The organism is Streptomyces bathyalis, from assembly GCF_015910445.1.
Lineage (GTDB): Bacteria > Actinomycetota > Actinomycetes > Streptomycetales > Streptomycetaceae > Streptomyces > Streptomyces bathyalis.
The window spans coordinates 918,224-932,703 of the sequence record NZ_CP048882.1; the positions used below are offsets into that span (position 1 = coordinate 918,224).

Sequence of the window (14,480 nt, forward strand, 5' to 3'; positions counted from 1 at the left end):
CGTCCCGCTGCTCACCCGTACCAGCCGAAGCGTTCGGCGATGAGGGGCAGCCGGTCGGCCACGATCGCGTGGGCTGCCGCACGTGGGCTGGTGCCGTCGGCTTCGGCCCGTGCCAGCATCCGCTCGACCAGCGCACGCATCGAGCGGCGGATGTGGGCGAACGCGGCGTCCGCGTCCGCGCCGATGTCGCCGAAGAGCGTCCACCACCACCAGGCGTTGGTGCAGGAGTTGACGACGACGTCCGGCAGGACGGTGATTCCTCGTGCCGCGAGCAGTTCCTCCGCCTCGGGCAGTACGGGCATGTTGGCGGCCTCGACCACCCAACGGGCCTTGATCCGGTGCTGGTTGACCGTGTCGACCGCGTAGGAGACGGCAGCCGGGACGAGTACCTCGGCGTCCGCCGACAGCCATGCATCGCCGGGCAGCCGCTGGTCGTCGGGGGCAAGGGCGGAACGGTCCACGGTGCCGTGCGCGTCGCGGGCGGCGAGCAGCGTCTCCACGTCCAGCCCATTCGGGTTGGCGACGGTTCCCTCGACGTCGGCCACGGCCACGATCCTCAGACCCGCCCGGGAGAGGAAGCGCGCGGTGGCTCCGCCCATCGTGCCGAAGCCCTGCACGGCGACCCGGGTCCCCTCGTGTCCGGCTCCCGCGCCGTCGAGGCCCGCGAGCACCGCTTCGGCGACGCCGCAGCCGCCCACGAGTTCGTCGAGCCCGATGCCGTCCACCTCGATGGCGAAGGCGTCTTCGAGCCGTTGCCGCGCGGCGCGCTCGTCGTCGAGCAGGGGGTGGACGGCCTGGATGGTGGAGCCCAGACCGGCCTCGGCGGCGGCCGCCTCGACGGTGTCCTGGGTGAGGCCCAGGTCCTCGCCCGTGGTCCAGAAGTGCTGGATGTGCGGGCGCATGGCGCGCAGATAGCGCACCAGGACGCCGTGGGCCTCGGGGTCCCGGGCGTCGCAGTCGATGCCGCCCTTTGCGCCGCCGAGGGGTATGTAGCGGGCCCGCGGGTCGTAGTGCAGGGCTTCCTTCATCGTCATCCCCCGTGCCAGACCGGCCACTTCGTCCAGGGTGCAGCCCTTACGCATCCGCAGTCCGCCGCTGGCGACACCGCGCACGAGACGGTCGATGACCAAGTACCCCTGGCGGCCCGTCACATGGTCGGTCCAGGTGAGGGAGACCAGCGGGGTGTGGGCGGTCATCGGATGCCCGCCGAGATGATCAGTCGCATGATGTCCGAGGTGCCTTCCTCGATCTCCTCCAGCTTGGCGTCGCGCATCCACTGCTCCACCGGGTGTTCGCGCGAATAGCCCCAGCCACCCAGGGTCTGCACGGCTGCCCAGGTGCACCAGGCCGCGGACTCGGACGCGGTGAGCTTCGCCATCGCCGCCTCGGTCCGTGCGTCGAGTCCGGCATCGATGCGCTTGGCGGCCCGCCAGGTCATCAGCCGTGACTGCTCGATGCGGGTGCGCATGTCCGCGAGGCGGAAGGCCACTGCCTGATGCTCGATGACGGGCTTGCCGAACTGCTCGCGTGTTCTGGCGTAGTCGGCGGCGTACTCGTACGCGGCCCTGGCCACTCCCGTAGCGGCTGCCCCCAGCACGGTGCGGGAGATGTCGAAGGTGCGCATCAGTCCGTAGAAGCCCCGCCCCTCGGCGCCGAGGCGCTGCTCCTCCGGCACGAAGGCGTCGGTGAAGAAGATCTCGCGGCAGACGATGGCGCGTTGACCCATCTTGCGCATCGGCTCGCCGAAGGCGACGCCCTCGGTGTCCTTGCGGAAGAGGAACGCGGTGACGCCCCGGGATCGGGCGGCCGGGTCGGTCTTGGCGAAGACCACGTACTGCTCGGCCTCGCCCGCGTTGGAGATCCACGCCTTCTGGCCGTTCAGCCGGTAGCCGCCGTCGACCCGCCGGGCCGTCGTGGTGATCGAGGCGGCGTCCGAGCCGGCACCCGGCTCGGTGGTCGCCAGCGCTGTCATCGGCGTACCGGCGGTGGCCAGCGGGGTGAGCCATTCGCGCTTCTGCTGCTCGCTGCCGAGCTCCAGCACGGGATCGGCGAAGAAGCCGTTGGAGCACAGCAGGTTGCCGATGCCGAGGTCTCCCACGCACAGCTCCTCCTGTACGAGGCACTGCGTGAACACGTCGGTGAATCCGCCCCCGCCGTACTCCTCGGGGAGCATGAATCCGGTGATGCCGACATCGGCCGCCTTGCGCCACAGGTCCCACGGGGTGACGGTGTCCGCCTCGTCCACGTCGCGGGCGCGCGGGCGGATCTCCGCGCCGGCGAACGCCCTGCTGAGCTCGACGATGTCCCGTTGCTCGGTGGTGAGGGGAACCAGCTCGGCGGGGAGGTCTGTCATGGTGCCTCCGGCAGCAGCGGTGGCGCTCGTCGTCGCGGAACTCATTACCGAATTACTGAATCATGAGTCAGTATCCGGACGGGTTCGCGGCCATGTCAACGAGGCGTGAACACCAGCCCTGTTCGGCAGCGCGGGCCCGTCGCCATGCGCACAGGAGCGCCCCCTGGCCGCGGGGTGCGGCGACCAGGGGGCGAGTCTCCTTGCGTCAGGTCCCGTCAGGACGGAGCGGCGCCTGTGTCCGGCCGGCTACCTCCCCGCGCCCGCAGGCTGCGCCGTGCCGGCGCCGCCGCCGCTCGCCTGCACCGTCCCGGCTGACATGGCGTCGTCCAGGGCGCGGAGGATGTTCTCCACGCTCTGCTTCGCGTCGCCGAAGAGCATGCTGGTGTTCTCCCGGAAGAACAGCGGGTTCTGAACTCCCGCGTATCCGGAGGCCATCGAGCGCTTGAAGACGATGACGTTCTCCGCCTCCCAGGCGTGCAGCACCGGCATGCCCGCGATCGGGCTGGAGGGATCCTCGGCCGCCGCCGGGTTGACGGTGTCGTTGGCGCCGATCACCAGCACGACGGAAGTCTGCGGGAAGTCGTCGTTGATCTCGTCCATTTCGAGCACGATGTCGTAGGGCACCTTCGCCTCGGCCAGCAGCACGTTCATGTGGCCCGGAAGGCGGCCGGCGACCGGGTGGACGCCGAAGCGCACCTCGACGCCGCGTTCGCGCAGCGTGCGCGTCAGTTCCGCCACCGGGTGCTGGGCCTGGGCGACGGCCATGCCGTAGCCGGGCGTGATGATCACGGAGGTTGCCGCGCCGAGGAGTTCGGCAGCCTCCTCCGCGCTCGTCTCGCGGTGCTCGCCCTGATCGTCGTCGCCGCTGGAGGGGGCCTCGATGCCGAACCCGCCGGCGATCACCGAGATGAACGAGCGGTTCATGCCCTTGCACATGATGTACGACAGGTACGCACCCGAGGAGCCGACCAGCGCACCCGTGACGATGAGCAGGTTGTTGTCGAGGAGGAACCCGGCGGCGGCCGCGGCCCAGCCCGAGTAGCTGTTGAGCATCGAGACCACGACCGGCATGTCACCGCCGCCGATGGCCGCGACGAGATGGAGGCCGAGGGCGAGCGCCAGCACGGTCACGGCGATCATCAGGCCCAGGCTCGGGGCGATCGTGAACCAGACCGTCAGGACGAGGAACGCTGCGAGGGCACCGAGGTTGAGCAGGTTCTTGCCCGGCAGCATCAGCGGCTGCGACTTGATGCGCGCCGACAGCTTGAGGAACGCGACGACCGAGCCGGTGAAGGTGACGGCGCCGATGAAGATCCCGATGAACACCTCGGCATGGTGGATCGACAGCAGCTCGGCGGGGACGACGTGCTGGGCGGCGCCCTTCGCCTCAACCTCGAAATAGCTGTTCCAGCCGACCAGCACCGCGGCCACGCCGACGAAGCTGTGCAGGATCGCGATGAGTTCGGGCATCTCCGTCATCGCCACCTGCCGCGCGCGCCACAGCCCCGCGGCACCTCCGATCGCCATCGCGACGAGGATCAGGAGGATGGCGGTCGCGGAGATCTCGAGCGCGGCGAGTACGACGGTGGCGAGCAGCGCCAGCGCCATCCCGGCGATGCCGAAGACGACCCCGGCTCGGGACGTGCGGTGCTGCGAGAGCCCGGCCAGGCTGAGGATGAACAGAAGGGCCGCTACGAGGTGCGCGGCCTGGGCGGACGTGGTGGCAGTCATGTGGCCTCAGCCTTTCGAGAACATGCCGAGCATGCGACGGGTGACGGAGAAGCCTCCGAAGATGTTGACGCTGGTGAGCAGGATCGCCACGAACGACAGGACCGTGACCGCCGGTCCCACGTGACCGATCTGCACCAGCGCCCCGACGACGACGATCCCTGAGATGGCGTTGGTCACGGACATCAGCGGTGTGTGCAGGGCGTGGTGCACCTTGCCGATGACGTAGTAGCCGATGACCACGGCCAGCGCGAACACCGTGAAGTTCTCGGCCAGTTGGGTCGGCGAGAAGGCGATCAGCGCGAACATCGCGGCCATCCCGGCGCCGATGAGGCCGTACCGCGCCGCCGGGGACAGCTTGGGCTTGGCCGGTTCGGCGGCGGGTTCCGCGGCCTCGGCCTTGGGAGCTGCCTGGGCGGACACCTCCACGGGGGGCGGTGGCCAGCTCTTCTCACCGTCCCGCACGACCGTGACGCCGCGCTGCACGACGTCGTCGAAGTCCAGCGTCAGCTGCCCGTCCTTTTCCGGCGTGAGCAGCTTGAGCAGGTTGACGATGTTGGTTCCGTACAGCTGCGAGGCCTGCGTCGGCAGGCGCCCGGCCAGGTCCGTGTAGCCGATGATCGTGACGCCGTTGTCGGTGACGATGGCCTTGCCGGCGACGGTCCCGTCGACGTTGCCGCCCTGCGAGGCGGCCATGTCGACGATGACGCTGCCGGGCTTCATGCTCGCCACGTCCTCCGCCGTGATCAGCCGCGGTGCCGGCTTGCCGGGGATCAGGGCCGTGGTGACGATGATGTCGACGTCGGCGGCCTGCTCGCTGTAGATCTCCGCGGCACGCTGGTTGTACGCGTCGGAGGTCTGCTTGGCGTATCCGTCGGTGGAGGCCTCCTGCTCGACGTCGACGGCGAGGTACTCACCCCCGAGCGAACGGACCTGGTCGGCGACCTCCGGACGCGGGTCGGTGGCCCGTACGACGCCGCCGAGGCTGCTCGCCGCGCCGATCGCGGCGAGGCCCGCCACACCCGCACCGGCGACGAGAACCTTGGCCGGAGGCACCTTGCCCGCCGCGGTGACCTGCCCGGTGAAGAACCGCCCGAAGACGTGTGCCGCCTCGATGACGGCCCGGTATCCGGCGATGTTGGCCATGGAGCTGAGCACGTCCAGGGACTGTGCACGCGAGATCCGCGGCACCGCGTCCATGGACAGCGCGGTGAGGGAGCGCTGGGCGAGGTCGTCCAGCAGCCCGGGGTTGAGGCCGGGAGCGAGCATGCCGATCAGCGTCGCGTCGTCCCGCAGCCGCCCGATCTCCTCGCGCGAGGGTTCGTTGATCTTCAGGACGACGTCCGCCTGCCAGGCGTCGCCGATACGCGCGCCCGCCTCCGTGTACTGCTCGTCGGAGAATCCCGAGGCAGCGCCCGCTCCCGATTCGACGACGGCCTCATAGCCGAGCTTCAGGATCTTCCGGATGCTGTCGGGTGTGGCCGCGACCCGGGTCTCCCCGGCCTTCGACTCTGCGGCGACACCCACCTGCTGCGGATGTGAATCTGACATCGATCTCCCTTTACGGGGTGTTGGGCGGCTCCGCGGTCCGTTGTACTTCGGGGCCGGACGGCGGTGAGGGGACTGCTCAGGGGCTGCTTATTTAATGTCAGTCTGACGGGCTCTGTGCAGGGACCATTCCTAAGTGAGTTCTCCGTGGCTCCTCCCGCGGTCGCGGGGTGCGCTGCCGGTGACCTCTGGTGAAAGGACGAGCGGCCGGAAGCGCGGCATCGGACTGATGTGAGGATGCACGCTGTTGCGCGGCGTAAACGGAGGCTGTCGCGGGGTGGACCACCCACGGGACGCAGAGGGGAAAGCTGCCCGGCAGAGAGAAATCCGCGGGCGCCGGCCGGACGGAGGCCGACGCCGGCAGGCGCAATATCTGTGTCCGAGGGGGGACTTGAACCCCCACGCCCGATAAAGGGCACTAGCACCTCAAGCTAGCGCGTCTGCCATTCCGCCACCCGGACAAGGGTCGTCGCCCGGCTCTGCCGTGGCGACGCGGACAACCATACCAAGCTCCGGCAGCGGTGTTCACCTCGGTGATCCCCGGTGAGCGGGCGGCCCGGCGGGGATTTTGCCGGGCCGCCCGCTCTGGCGGTAGGTCAGGCCGCCGTCCGGTGGGATCCTCCTGGCCCCGGGGGCGGTGAGTACCGCCGCCGCGGCCCACGCGGTCTTCGCCGGACGGGCCGCAGGCACGTGTACCGGCCGTGTCTGCGGTGTTCGTCGCGGCGACCGGCTCCGCGCCGGTGCCGATGCGGACGACGCCGTCGAACTGCCCGGACAGCGGCGCGCCGTGCCGCACCGCGGACGATGAGGGCGAGAGCGGCGCCGCCTCGGGCACCGGGACGGCCTCCCGTGCCGGGCCGCGCAGCTCCTCGGCCCCCGCCGCGCCGGCCCGCGCCCCGAACTCCGGGGCGGGCAGGGACTTTCCGGCAGGGTCGGGGGGCGCCCAGGCGGTACCGGGCTCGGGTGTGAGGTTGTGTGGACCGTTCGGCGTCGGGGGTGGGAGTGACGAGGGTGAGGGTGTGGTGCCCATCGTTCTTCTCCGCTCTCGTTGCACATACGGGGCGGGTTGCTGAAGCCGGCGTGGACTTATTACTGGACAGTAGTGAGTTGGCGGGCGCCTTGACACCCGCCCCCGCCCAGATATGCGGAACGTCACGTCGTTCCGCGCAGTTCACACCGGCCCGGTCAGCTCCGGCCCGGTCAGCTCCAGGGGGTGTCCCGACGACACCCCCTGGTCGGCTCACGCCAGCCGGTCGAGTACGAGGCGTGCCGTCTCGGTCGGGGTCTCGCCGACGCGTACGCCTGCCGCCTCTAGTGCCTCCTTCTTCGCCCGCGCGGTTCCGGAGGAGCCGGAGACGATGGCACCGGCGTGCCCCATGGTCTTGCCCTCGGGAGCGGTGAATCCGGCGACGTAGCCGATGACCGGCTTCGTGACGTTCTCCTTGATGAAGTCCGCCGCGCGCTCCTCCGCGTCACCGCCGATCTCGCCGATCATCACGATCAGGTCGGTCTCCGGGTCCTCCTCGAAGGCCGCGAGGCAGTCGATGTGCGTGGTGCCGATGACGGGGTCGCCGCCGATGCCGACACAGCTGGAGAAACCGATGTCCCGCAGCTCGTACATGAGTTGGTAGGTGAGCGTGCCGGACTTGGAGACCAGGCCGATACGGCCGGGCTCCGGTGCGATGTCGGCGGGGATGATGCCGGCGTTGGACAGCCCGGGGCTGATGAGACCGGGACAGTTGGGGCCGATGATGCGCGTGCCGCGCTCCTGCGCGTAGGCGCGGAAGGCGACCGCGTCGTGGACGGGGATGCCCTCGGTGATGGCGACGGCAAGCGGGATTCCCGCGTCCGCCGCCTCCTCCACCGCCGCCTTGGAGAAGGCCGGGGGTACGAAGAGGACCGACACGTCGGCCTCCGTCGCCTCGCGTGCCTCCGCCACCGAGCCGAAGACGGGCACGGAACGCCCTTCAACGTCCACGTCCTGACCCGCCTTGCGCGGGTTCACGCCGCCGACGATGTCGGTGCCGGACGCCAGCATCCGGCGCGTGTGCTTCATGCCCTCGGAGCCGGTCATGCCCTGGACGATGACCTTGCTCGCCTTGTTGAGGAAGATCGCCATGGTCTCCCGCCTCCCTATGCGGCCGCAGCCGCGGCCGTGGCCAGTTCGGCGGCCCGCTGGGCGGCGCCGTCCATGGTGGTCCGCTGCTCCAGCAGCGGGTGGGGGTTCGCCTCGAGGATCTCGCGTCCGCGCACGGCGTTGTTGCCGTCGAGCCGTACGACGAGCGGCTTGGTCAGCCGTATCTGCCCGAGGGCCTGGGTGATTCCGTCCGCGACCGCGTCGCAGGCTGTGATGCCGCCGAAGACGTTGACGAGGATGGACTTCACGGACGGGTCGCCGAGGACGACGGAGAGGCCGTCGGCCATGACCTGCGCGGACGCGCCGCCGCCGATGTCGAGGAAGTTCGCGGGCTTCGCGCCGCAGCCGGCGACGACGTCGAGTGTGGACATCACCAACCCCGCGCCGTTGCCGATGACTCCGACCTCGCCGTCCAGCTTCACGTAGTTGAGGCCCTTCTCGGCCGCCTGCGCCTCCAGCGCGTCCTGGCCGCCGCCCTCGTCCTGCTCGCCCCAACGTGCCTGCCGGAAGCGGGCGTTGTCGTCGAGGGTGACCTTGCCGTCGAGGGCGACGATCGTGCCGTCGGCCGTACGGACAAGGGGGTTGACCTCGACGAGTAGCGCGTCCTCGGCCTGGAGGATCTGCCACAGCTTGCGCAGTACCGGCGCCACATTCGTCGGCAGAGCCGCCGCGGCGACGATCTCCGCGGCCTTCTCGTCCGTCACGCCCTCCGCCGGATCGACGGGAATGCGTGCGACCGCCTCCGGCCGCGCCTCGGCAACTTCCTCGATCTCCATGCCGCCTTCGGCGGATGCGATGGCGATGAAGCATCCCTGCGCACGATCCAGGACGAAGGAGACGTAGTACTCCGTATCGACCTTCACGGGCTGGGCGAGCATCACCTTGTGCACGGTGTGGCCCTTGATGTCCATGCCGAGGATCTGGCGTGCGGCGACCTCCGCGGCAGTGGAGTCGGCCACGAGTTTCACGCCGCCTGCCTTGCCCCTGCCTCCTGTCTTGACCTGCGCCTTGACCACGACGCCGTGCTGATCGGCGTCGAGCTTCAATGCCGCCTCGCGGGCTGCACTGCCCGTCTCCACGACCTCCGCTTCAGGTACCAAGACGCCGTAGCGCTCGAAGAGTTCCCTCGCCTGGTGCTCGAAAAGGTCCACATGTGCTCCCTGGTCGATCTTCGAAACGATCGGTGCACGCCCCCTGGACATCGGTCTCTCGATGCGGGATAACAAGGTTCATACAGTATTCGTCGACTGTATGCAATCTGCTCTGACCAGAGCTCACACCCGACGAAGGGACTCGTAAGTCATGCCCGAGGACAGCCAGGAGAGCCGCGAGAGCGTCGGCGACAAATCCTCGATGAACCAGATCCGTTACGGCCGGAAGGCCAGGTACGGCGAGGAGCGCAGGCGGGTCGGCAACACCCTCGGCGACGTTCCCTACGAGGAGTTCGCGCGGATGCCCTGGGGCCGCGGCGAGGCCGTGCGCGAGCCCTCCGGGATCAGGCCCGGGCTGGAGCGCACCCGCGCCTCCGGCAAGCCTGCCCTGGTCAATGTGCGGATCGACCCGGACGCGTACGCGCCCGGAGCCATGAACCAGACGATGTACAAGTGAGGTGACCGCGGTGACCGAAGTGACCGATGTGACCGGCACGACGACGGTGACTGAGAAGGCGCTCGACGGGATTCGTGTACTGGACATGACGCATGTCCAGTCCGGGCCCTCGGCCACTCAGCTCCTCGCCTGGCTCGGCGCAGACGTGATCAAACTCGAGGCGACCTCGGGCGACATCACCCGCAAGCAGTTGCGGGACCTCCCGGACGTCGACTCGCTCTACTTCACGATGCTCAACTGCAACAAGCGCAGCATCACGCTCAACACCAAGAGCGACCGCGGCAAGGAGCTGCTGACGGAGCTGATCCGGCGCAGCGACGTACTGGTGGAGAACTTCGGCCCCGGAGCGGTGGACCGGATGGGCTTCACCTGGGACCGCATCAAGCAGATCAACCCGAGGATCGTCTACGCCTCCATCAAGGGCTTCGGCGAGGGTCCGTACACCACGTTCAAGGCGTACGAGGTCGTCGCCCAGGCCATGGGCGGCTCGATGTCGACGACCGGCTTCGAGGACGGGCCGCCGCTGGCCACCGGAGCGCAGATCGGCGACTCGGGCACCGGTGTGCACACCGTCGCAGCGATCCTCGCCGCGCTGCTGCAGCGTGAGCGTACGGGCCGAGGCCAGCGGGTCAACGTGGCCATGCAGCACTCGGTTCTCAACCTGTGCCGTGTGAAGCTGCGCGACCAGCAGCGGCTCGCACACGGTGCGCTCGGCGAGTACCCGAACGAGGACTTCGGCGACGAGGTGCCGCGTTCGGGCAACGCCTCGGGCGGCGGCCAGCCCGGCTGGGCGGTCAAGTGCGCGCCGGGCGGGCCCAACGACTACGTCTACGTGATCGTGCAGCCCGTGGGCTGGGAGCCGCTGACGAAGCTCATAGGCCGTCCCGAACTGGCCGACGACCCGGACTGGAACACGCCGGAGGCGCGGCTGCCCAAGCTGAACAAGATGTTCCAGCTGATCGAGGAGTGGTCGTCCACCCTGCCCAAGTGGGAGGTGCTGGGCGCCCTCAACGCCCACAACATCCCCTGCGGGCCGATCCTCTCGACCAAGGAGATCGTCGAGGACGAGTCCCTGGCCGCCAACGGGATGATCGTCGAAGTCGATCACCCCGAGCGCGGTTCCTTCACCACGGTGGGCTCCCCGATGAAGCTCTCCGACTCCCCCGTGGAGATCACCTCCTCACCGCTCCTGGGCGAGCACAACGAGGAGGTCTACATAGGCGAGCTGGGCCTGGGCGCGGAAGAACTGGCACTGCTCAAGACGAACGGAGTGATCTGACCGATGGCGCAGGGTAAGAACGACGGCCTCGCCACGCCGGACAAGGAAGCGGTACGGGCGGTACTGGATGCCGCACGCGCCGAGGGCCGCACGTCGCTGACCGCCCCCGAGGGCAAGCGCGTCGCGGACGCATACGGCATACCGGTGCCGGACGAAGGGCTCGCGGAATCCGCCGACGAGGCGGTGCAGCTGGCCGACAGGCTCGGCTTCCCCGTCGTCATGAAGATCGTCTCGCCGGACATCCTGCACAAGACCGACGCGGGCGGCGTCCGCGTTGGGGTGTCCTCCTCGGCCGAGGTGCGCAGCGCGTACACCGAGATCGTGGGCAACGCCCGCAAGTACGACGCGAACGCGAACGTGCTCGGCGTGCAGGTGCAGCAGATGGCCAAGCCGGGGCAGGAGGTTCTGGTCGGTACGGTCACGGACCCGACCTTCGGCAAGGTCGTCGCCTTCGGTCTGGGCGGTGTGCTGGTGGAGGTCCTCAAGGACGTCACCTTCCGCCTCGCGCCGGCGTCCCGGGAGGACGCGGAGTCGATGCTCGACGGCATCGGTGCCTCCGAGATCCTCAAGGGCGTACGCGGCGGCGACCCGGTCGACCGTGAGGCGCTGACACAGGTCATCACCTCCGTCTCGCAACTGGCGCACGACTTCCCCGAGTTGGTGGAGGTCGACCTCAACCCCGTCTTCGCGTCGCCCGACGGTGCGATGGCGGCGGACATCCGCATCCTGCTCAGCGAGGGCCAGCCGGCGGAGCGCCGTCGCTACACCCCCGAGGAGATCCGCACCTCGATGAAGCGGCTGATGCAGCCGTCGTCCGTCGCCGTGATCGGTGCCTCCAACGAGCAGGGCAAGATCGGGAATTCGGTCATGCGGAACCTCGTCGACGGCGGGTTCCCCGGGGAGATCCATCCCGTGAACCCGAAGGCCGACGAGATCCTGGGGCGCAAGGCCTACAAGTCGGTCGCCGACATCCCGGGCGACGTCGACGTGGCGGTCTTCGCCGTGCCGGCGAAGTTCGTCCCGGACACTCTGGAGGCCGTCGGCGCCAAGGGGATTCCCAACGCCGTGCTCATTCCGTCCGGTTTCGCCGAGACGGGCGAGGTGGAGCTCCAGGACAAGATCGTCGCCATCGGCGAGAAGCACGGTGTGCGGCTGCTCGGGCCGAACATCTACGGCTACTACTCGACGTGGCACGACCTGTGCGCCACGTTCTGCACGCCGTACGACGTCAAGGGCGGTGTGGCGCTCACCTCCCAGTCGGGCGGCATCGGCATGGCCATCCTCGGCTTCGCGCGCAGCACCAGCACCGGTGTCTCGGCGATCGTGGGGCTCGGCAACAAGTCCGACCTCGACGAGGACGACCTGCTCACGTACTTCGCGGACGACCCGAACACGAAGTGCATCGCGATGCACCTCGAAGATCTCAAGGACGGGCGGGCGTTCGTCGAGGCGGCACGGGCGACCGTGCCGAAGAAGCCGGTCGTCGTGCTCAAGGCGGGCCGCACGAGTGCGGGCGCCAAGGCCGCCGGTTCGCACACGGGTGCTCTCGCGGGCGACGACGCGGTCTACGACGACGTCCTGCGGCAGGCCGGCGTCATCCGGGCGCCGGGTCTGAACGAAATGCTGGAGTACGCGCGGGCGCTGCCCGTGCTGCCCACCCCCCAGGGCGACAACACCGTGATCATCACCGGCGCCGGCGGTTCGGGAGTACTGCTCTCGGACGCCATCGTCGACAACGGGATGTCGCTCATGGAGATCCCGCCGGACCTGGACGAGGCGTTCCGCGCCTTCATCCCGCCGTTCGGCGCCGCGGGCAACCCGGTGGACATCACCGGTGGTGAGCCGCCTTCCACGTACGAGGCCACGATCCGGCTCGGCCTGGAGGACCCCCGCATCCACTCCCTCGTGCTCGGCTATTGGCACACGATCGTCACTCCGCCCATGGTGTTCGCGGAGTTGACGGCCAGGGTCGTGGCCGAGGCGCGGGAGAAGGGCATCGAGAAGCCGGTGGTGGCGTCTCTCGCGGGCGACACCGAGGTCGAAGAGGCAAGTCAGTACCTCTTCGAACGCGGCGTGGTCGCCTACCCGTACACGACGGAGAAGCCGGTCGCGGTGCTCGGCGCCAAATACCGGTGGGCGCGGGCGGCGGGCCTGCTGCGGTAACGCCGCGCAGGAGACGACAAGAGCCGCACATCTGAAAAGAGCCGCAATGCCGTGGGCTTCCCCCCCGTGAGGGCGGATGTTCCTCCCTCCGCCGCTACGGCGGGAAGCCCCGGCAGGGCTCTGGCGAAACCGCGGTCGCCGGAGCCCCTACACCGACACAGGACGAGCTGAAAGGCAGGACACAGCACCAGAGCTAGGGATCCGGACAGGGGGCGCTGGCCAGACTCTCTCCACGCAAGGGGTGCAGAACATGACAACAACAGAAGCGCCGTCGGCCCTCCCGTACAGGGAGGTGACCGACCGCAACGGACGGACCTACCGAATAGGCGAGTCCGACATCGACATCATGGGGCGCCGTCGCCGCTGGATGGTCATCCTGCCGTGGATCGGCATGATGGGCATTTCGTCGGCGGAGTACGCGTTCGCCTCCGCCGAGGACACGCTCCATCACGCGCACGGCTGGAACAGCCTGCACATCTTCTGGATCATGGGTGTCTGGGTGTTCTTCCAGGCCGGCGTGGCCATGCCCGTCGGACATCTGCGCGAGTCGGGCAGGTTCCCGGCACGCCTGGCGATGATGTGGGGCGCCGTCGGTACGTTCCTGGGCTATCTCTCGCTCGCATACGCGGAGAATCCCATCTGGGCGTACATCGGCTTCGGCGCCTTCAGCGGTATGGGCGCGGGAGCGGTATACGCGACCTGTGTGAACATGGTCGGCAAGTGGTATCCGGAGCGGAAGGGCGGCAAGACGGGCTTCGTCAACGGCGGTTTCGCCTATGGCTCGGTGCCCTTCGTGTACATCTTCACCGGGTTCATGGACCTGCACAACTTCAAGTGGGTCCTGGTGAGCGTGGGCGTCTTCCTGGCCCTCGTGGTCGCCGCCGCCGGATTCTTCTTCAAGGACCCGCCGAAGAACTGGTGGCCGGCGGACGTCGACCCGCTGAAGGCACCGGACGACCCGCGTGCCCGCCGAGCCCTGGAGAAGAACCCGCCGGCGGTCAAGCAGTACACGCCAAGGGAGGCCCTCAGGACCGGCCGTGTGCCGATCATGTGGTTCTGCCTGCTGTGCACCTCCGGCGTGAACATCTTCGGAATCGCCTTCCAGGTGCCCTTCGGTGACGACATGGGCTTCGCCGGCGGCATCGTCGCCACCGCCATGTCGCTGAAGGCAATCGTCAACGGCACCGGCCGCGGCGTGATCGGCTGGCTGTCCGACAGGTACGGCCGCAAGCAGTGCCTGATCTTCGTCTGCCTGGTGCTCGGTCTGTCGCAGTTCGGCGTCCTGCTGTCCGGACAGGCGGGGTCGATGCCGCTGTTCCTGATCTGCTCGATGATCTCCGGTTTCGGCGGTGGAGCGATCTTCCCGCTGTTCGCGGCGCTGACAGCCGACTACTTCGGTGAGAACAACAACGCCACGAACTACGGCCTGATCTACAGCTCGAAGCTGCTGTCCGGCCTGGCGGGCGCGGGCCTCGGCTCGCTCGTGGTCGCGGCATGGGGCTACGGCGGTGCGTTCGGCCTCGCCGGTGGCACCTCATTGCTGGCAGGCGCGATCGCCCTGTTCCTGCATCAGCCGGGACGGCCGAAGAGGTCCTTGATCAAGCCCAATCCGCAGCCGATAGGCGGCGAATGAGGTAACTGAGGAGGACAGAACCAGCAGCTGC

The 14,480-nt window shown here is 68.9% G+C and carries 9 protein-coding genes, 1 tRNA gene and 1 pseudogene; 4 read left to right on the forward strand and 7 right to left on the reverse strand.

The window, feature by feature from the left end; translation table 11 throughout:
* Nucleotides 1-11: 11 nt before the first annotated feature.
* The 7 genes from G4Z16_RS04120 to sucC form a co-directional block, all read right to left on the reverse strand.
* Complete coding sequence (locus tag G4Z16_RS04120) at nt 12-1,196, reverse strand: glutamate dehydrogenase (RefSeq protein ID WP_197349230.1); 1,185 nt, start codon at nt 1,194-1,196, stop codon at nt 12-14.
* A complete protein-coding gene (locus G4Z16_RS04125) occupies nt 1,193-2,353 on the reverse strand; it encodes an acyl-CoA dehydrogenase family protein (protein ID WP_197349231.1) in 1,161 nt (386 codons plus the stop codon). The genes G4Z16_RS04120 and G4Z16_RS04125 overlap by 4 nt, the downstream gene beginning before the upstream one ends.
* A 246-nt stretch (nt 2,354-2,599) precedes the next feature.
* Nucleotides 2,600-4,084, reverse strand: coding sequence for a Re/Si-specific NAD(P)(+) transhydrogenase subunit beta (gene pntB, locus G4Z16_RS04130; RefSeq protein WP_197349232.1), 1,485 nt, complete (start codon nt 4,082-4,084; stop codon nt 2,600-2,602).
* A 6-nt stretch (nt 4,085-4,090) separates the two neighbouring features.
* Nucleotides 4,091-5,632 carry a Re/Si-specific NAD(P)(+) transhydrogenase subunit alpha gene (locus tag G4Z16_RS04135; protein WP_197349233.1) on the reverse strand — a complete coding sequence of 514 codons (1,542 nt, stop codon included), beginning with the start codon at nt 5,630-5,632 and terminating at the stop codon, nt 4,091-4,093.
* 373 nt (nt 5,633-6,005) lie between these two features.
* A tRNA-Leu gene (locus tag G4Z16_RS04140) sits at nt 6,006-6,090 on the reverse strand.
* Between the two features lie 779 nt (nt 6,091-6,869).
* Nucleotides 6,870-7,748: a succinate--CoA ligase subunit alpha gene (gene sucD, locus G4Z16_RS04145; protein WP_197349234.1), complete on the reverse strand. Its 879-nt coding sequence runs from the start codon at nt 7,746-7,748 to the stop codon at nt 6,870-6,872.
* Nucleotides 7,749-7,762: 14 nt separating this feature from the next.
* Nucleotides 7,763-8,917: an ADP-forming succinate--CoA ligase subunit beta gene (gene sucC / locus G4Z16_RS04150; RefSeq protein WP_197349235.1), complete on the reverse strand. Its 1,155-nt coding sequence runs from the start codon at nt 8,915-8,917 to the stop codon at nt 7,763-7,765.
* 184 nt (nt 8,918-9,101) lie between these two features.
* Here sucC and G4Z16_RS04155 point away from each other — a divergent pair.
* The 4 genes and pseudogenes from G4Z16_RS04155 to G4Z16_RS04170 all read left to right on the forward strand — a co-directional run.
* Nucleotides 9,102-9,374 (forward strand): annotated as a pseudogene (locus G4Z16_RS04155) (thiamine pyrophosphate-binding protein); the annotation flags it as partial.
* Between the two features lie 46 nt (nt 9,375-9,420).
* Entirely contained in the window at nt 9,421-10,653 is a 1,233-nt protein-coding gene (frc, locus tag G4Z16_RS04160; RefSeq protein ID WP_197354149.1) for a formyl-CoA transferase, read from the forward strand.
* Nucleotides 10,654-10,656: 3 nt separating this feature from the next.
* Nucleotides 10,657-12,816 (forward strand): acetate--CoA ligase family protein, encoded by a 2,160-nt coding sequence (locus G4Z16_RS04165; protein ID WP_197349236.1) that lies wholly within the window; start codon nt 10,657-10,659, stop codon nt 12,814-12,816.
* A 250-nt stretch (nt 12,817-13,066) separates the two neighbouring features.
* Nucleotides 13,067-14,449 (forward strand): OFA family MFS transporter, encoded by a 1,383-nt coding sequence (locus G4Z16_RS04170; protein WP_197349237.1) that lies wholly within the window; start codon nt 13,067-13,069, stop codon nt 14,447-14,449.
* The last annotated feature ends 31 nt before the right edge of the window (nt 14,450-14,480 follow it).

Excerpts from the sequence above, each read along its gene's own strand:
- G4Z16_RS04135 (WP_197349233.1), bottom strand. The coding sequence starts at position 5,632 with ATGTCAGATTCACATCCGCAGCAGGTGGGTGTCGCCGCAGAGTCGAAG.
- G4Z16_RS04120 (WP_197349230.1), bottom strand. The coding sequence starts at position 1,196 with ATGACCGCCCACACCCCGCTGGTCTCCCTCACCTGGACCGACCATGTG.
- G4Z16_RS04125 (WP_197349231.1), bottom strand. The coding sequence starts at position 2,353 with ATGACAGACCTCCCCGCCGAGCTGGTTCCCCTCACCACCGAGCAACGG.
- G4Z16_RS04165 (WP_197349236.1), top strand. The coding sequence starts at position 10,657 with ATGGCGCAGGGTAAGAACGACGGCCTCGCCACGCCGGACAAGGAAGCG.
- sucD (WP_197349234.1), bottom strand. The coding sequence starts at position 7,748 with ATGGCGATCTTCCTCAACAAGGCGAGCAAGGTCATCGTCCAGGGCATG.
- G4Z16_RS04170 (WP_197349237.1), top strand. The coding sequence starts at position 13,067 with ATGACAACAACAGAAGCGCCGTCGGCCCTCCCGTACAGGGAGGTGACC.
- pntB (WP_197349232.1), bottom strand. The coding sequence starts at position 4,084 with ATGACTGCCACCACGTCCGCCCAGGCCGCGCACCTCGTAGCGGCCCTT.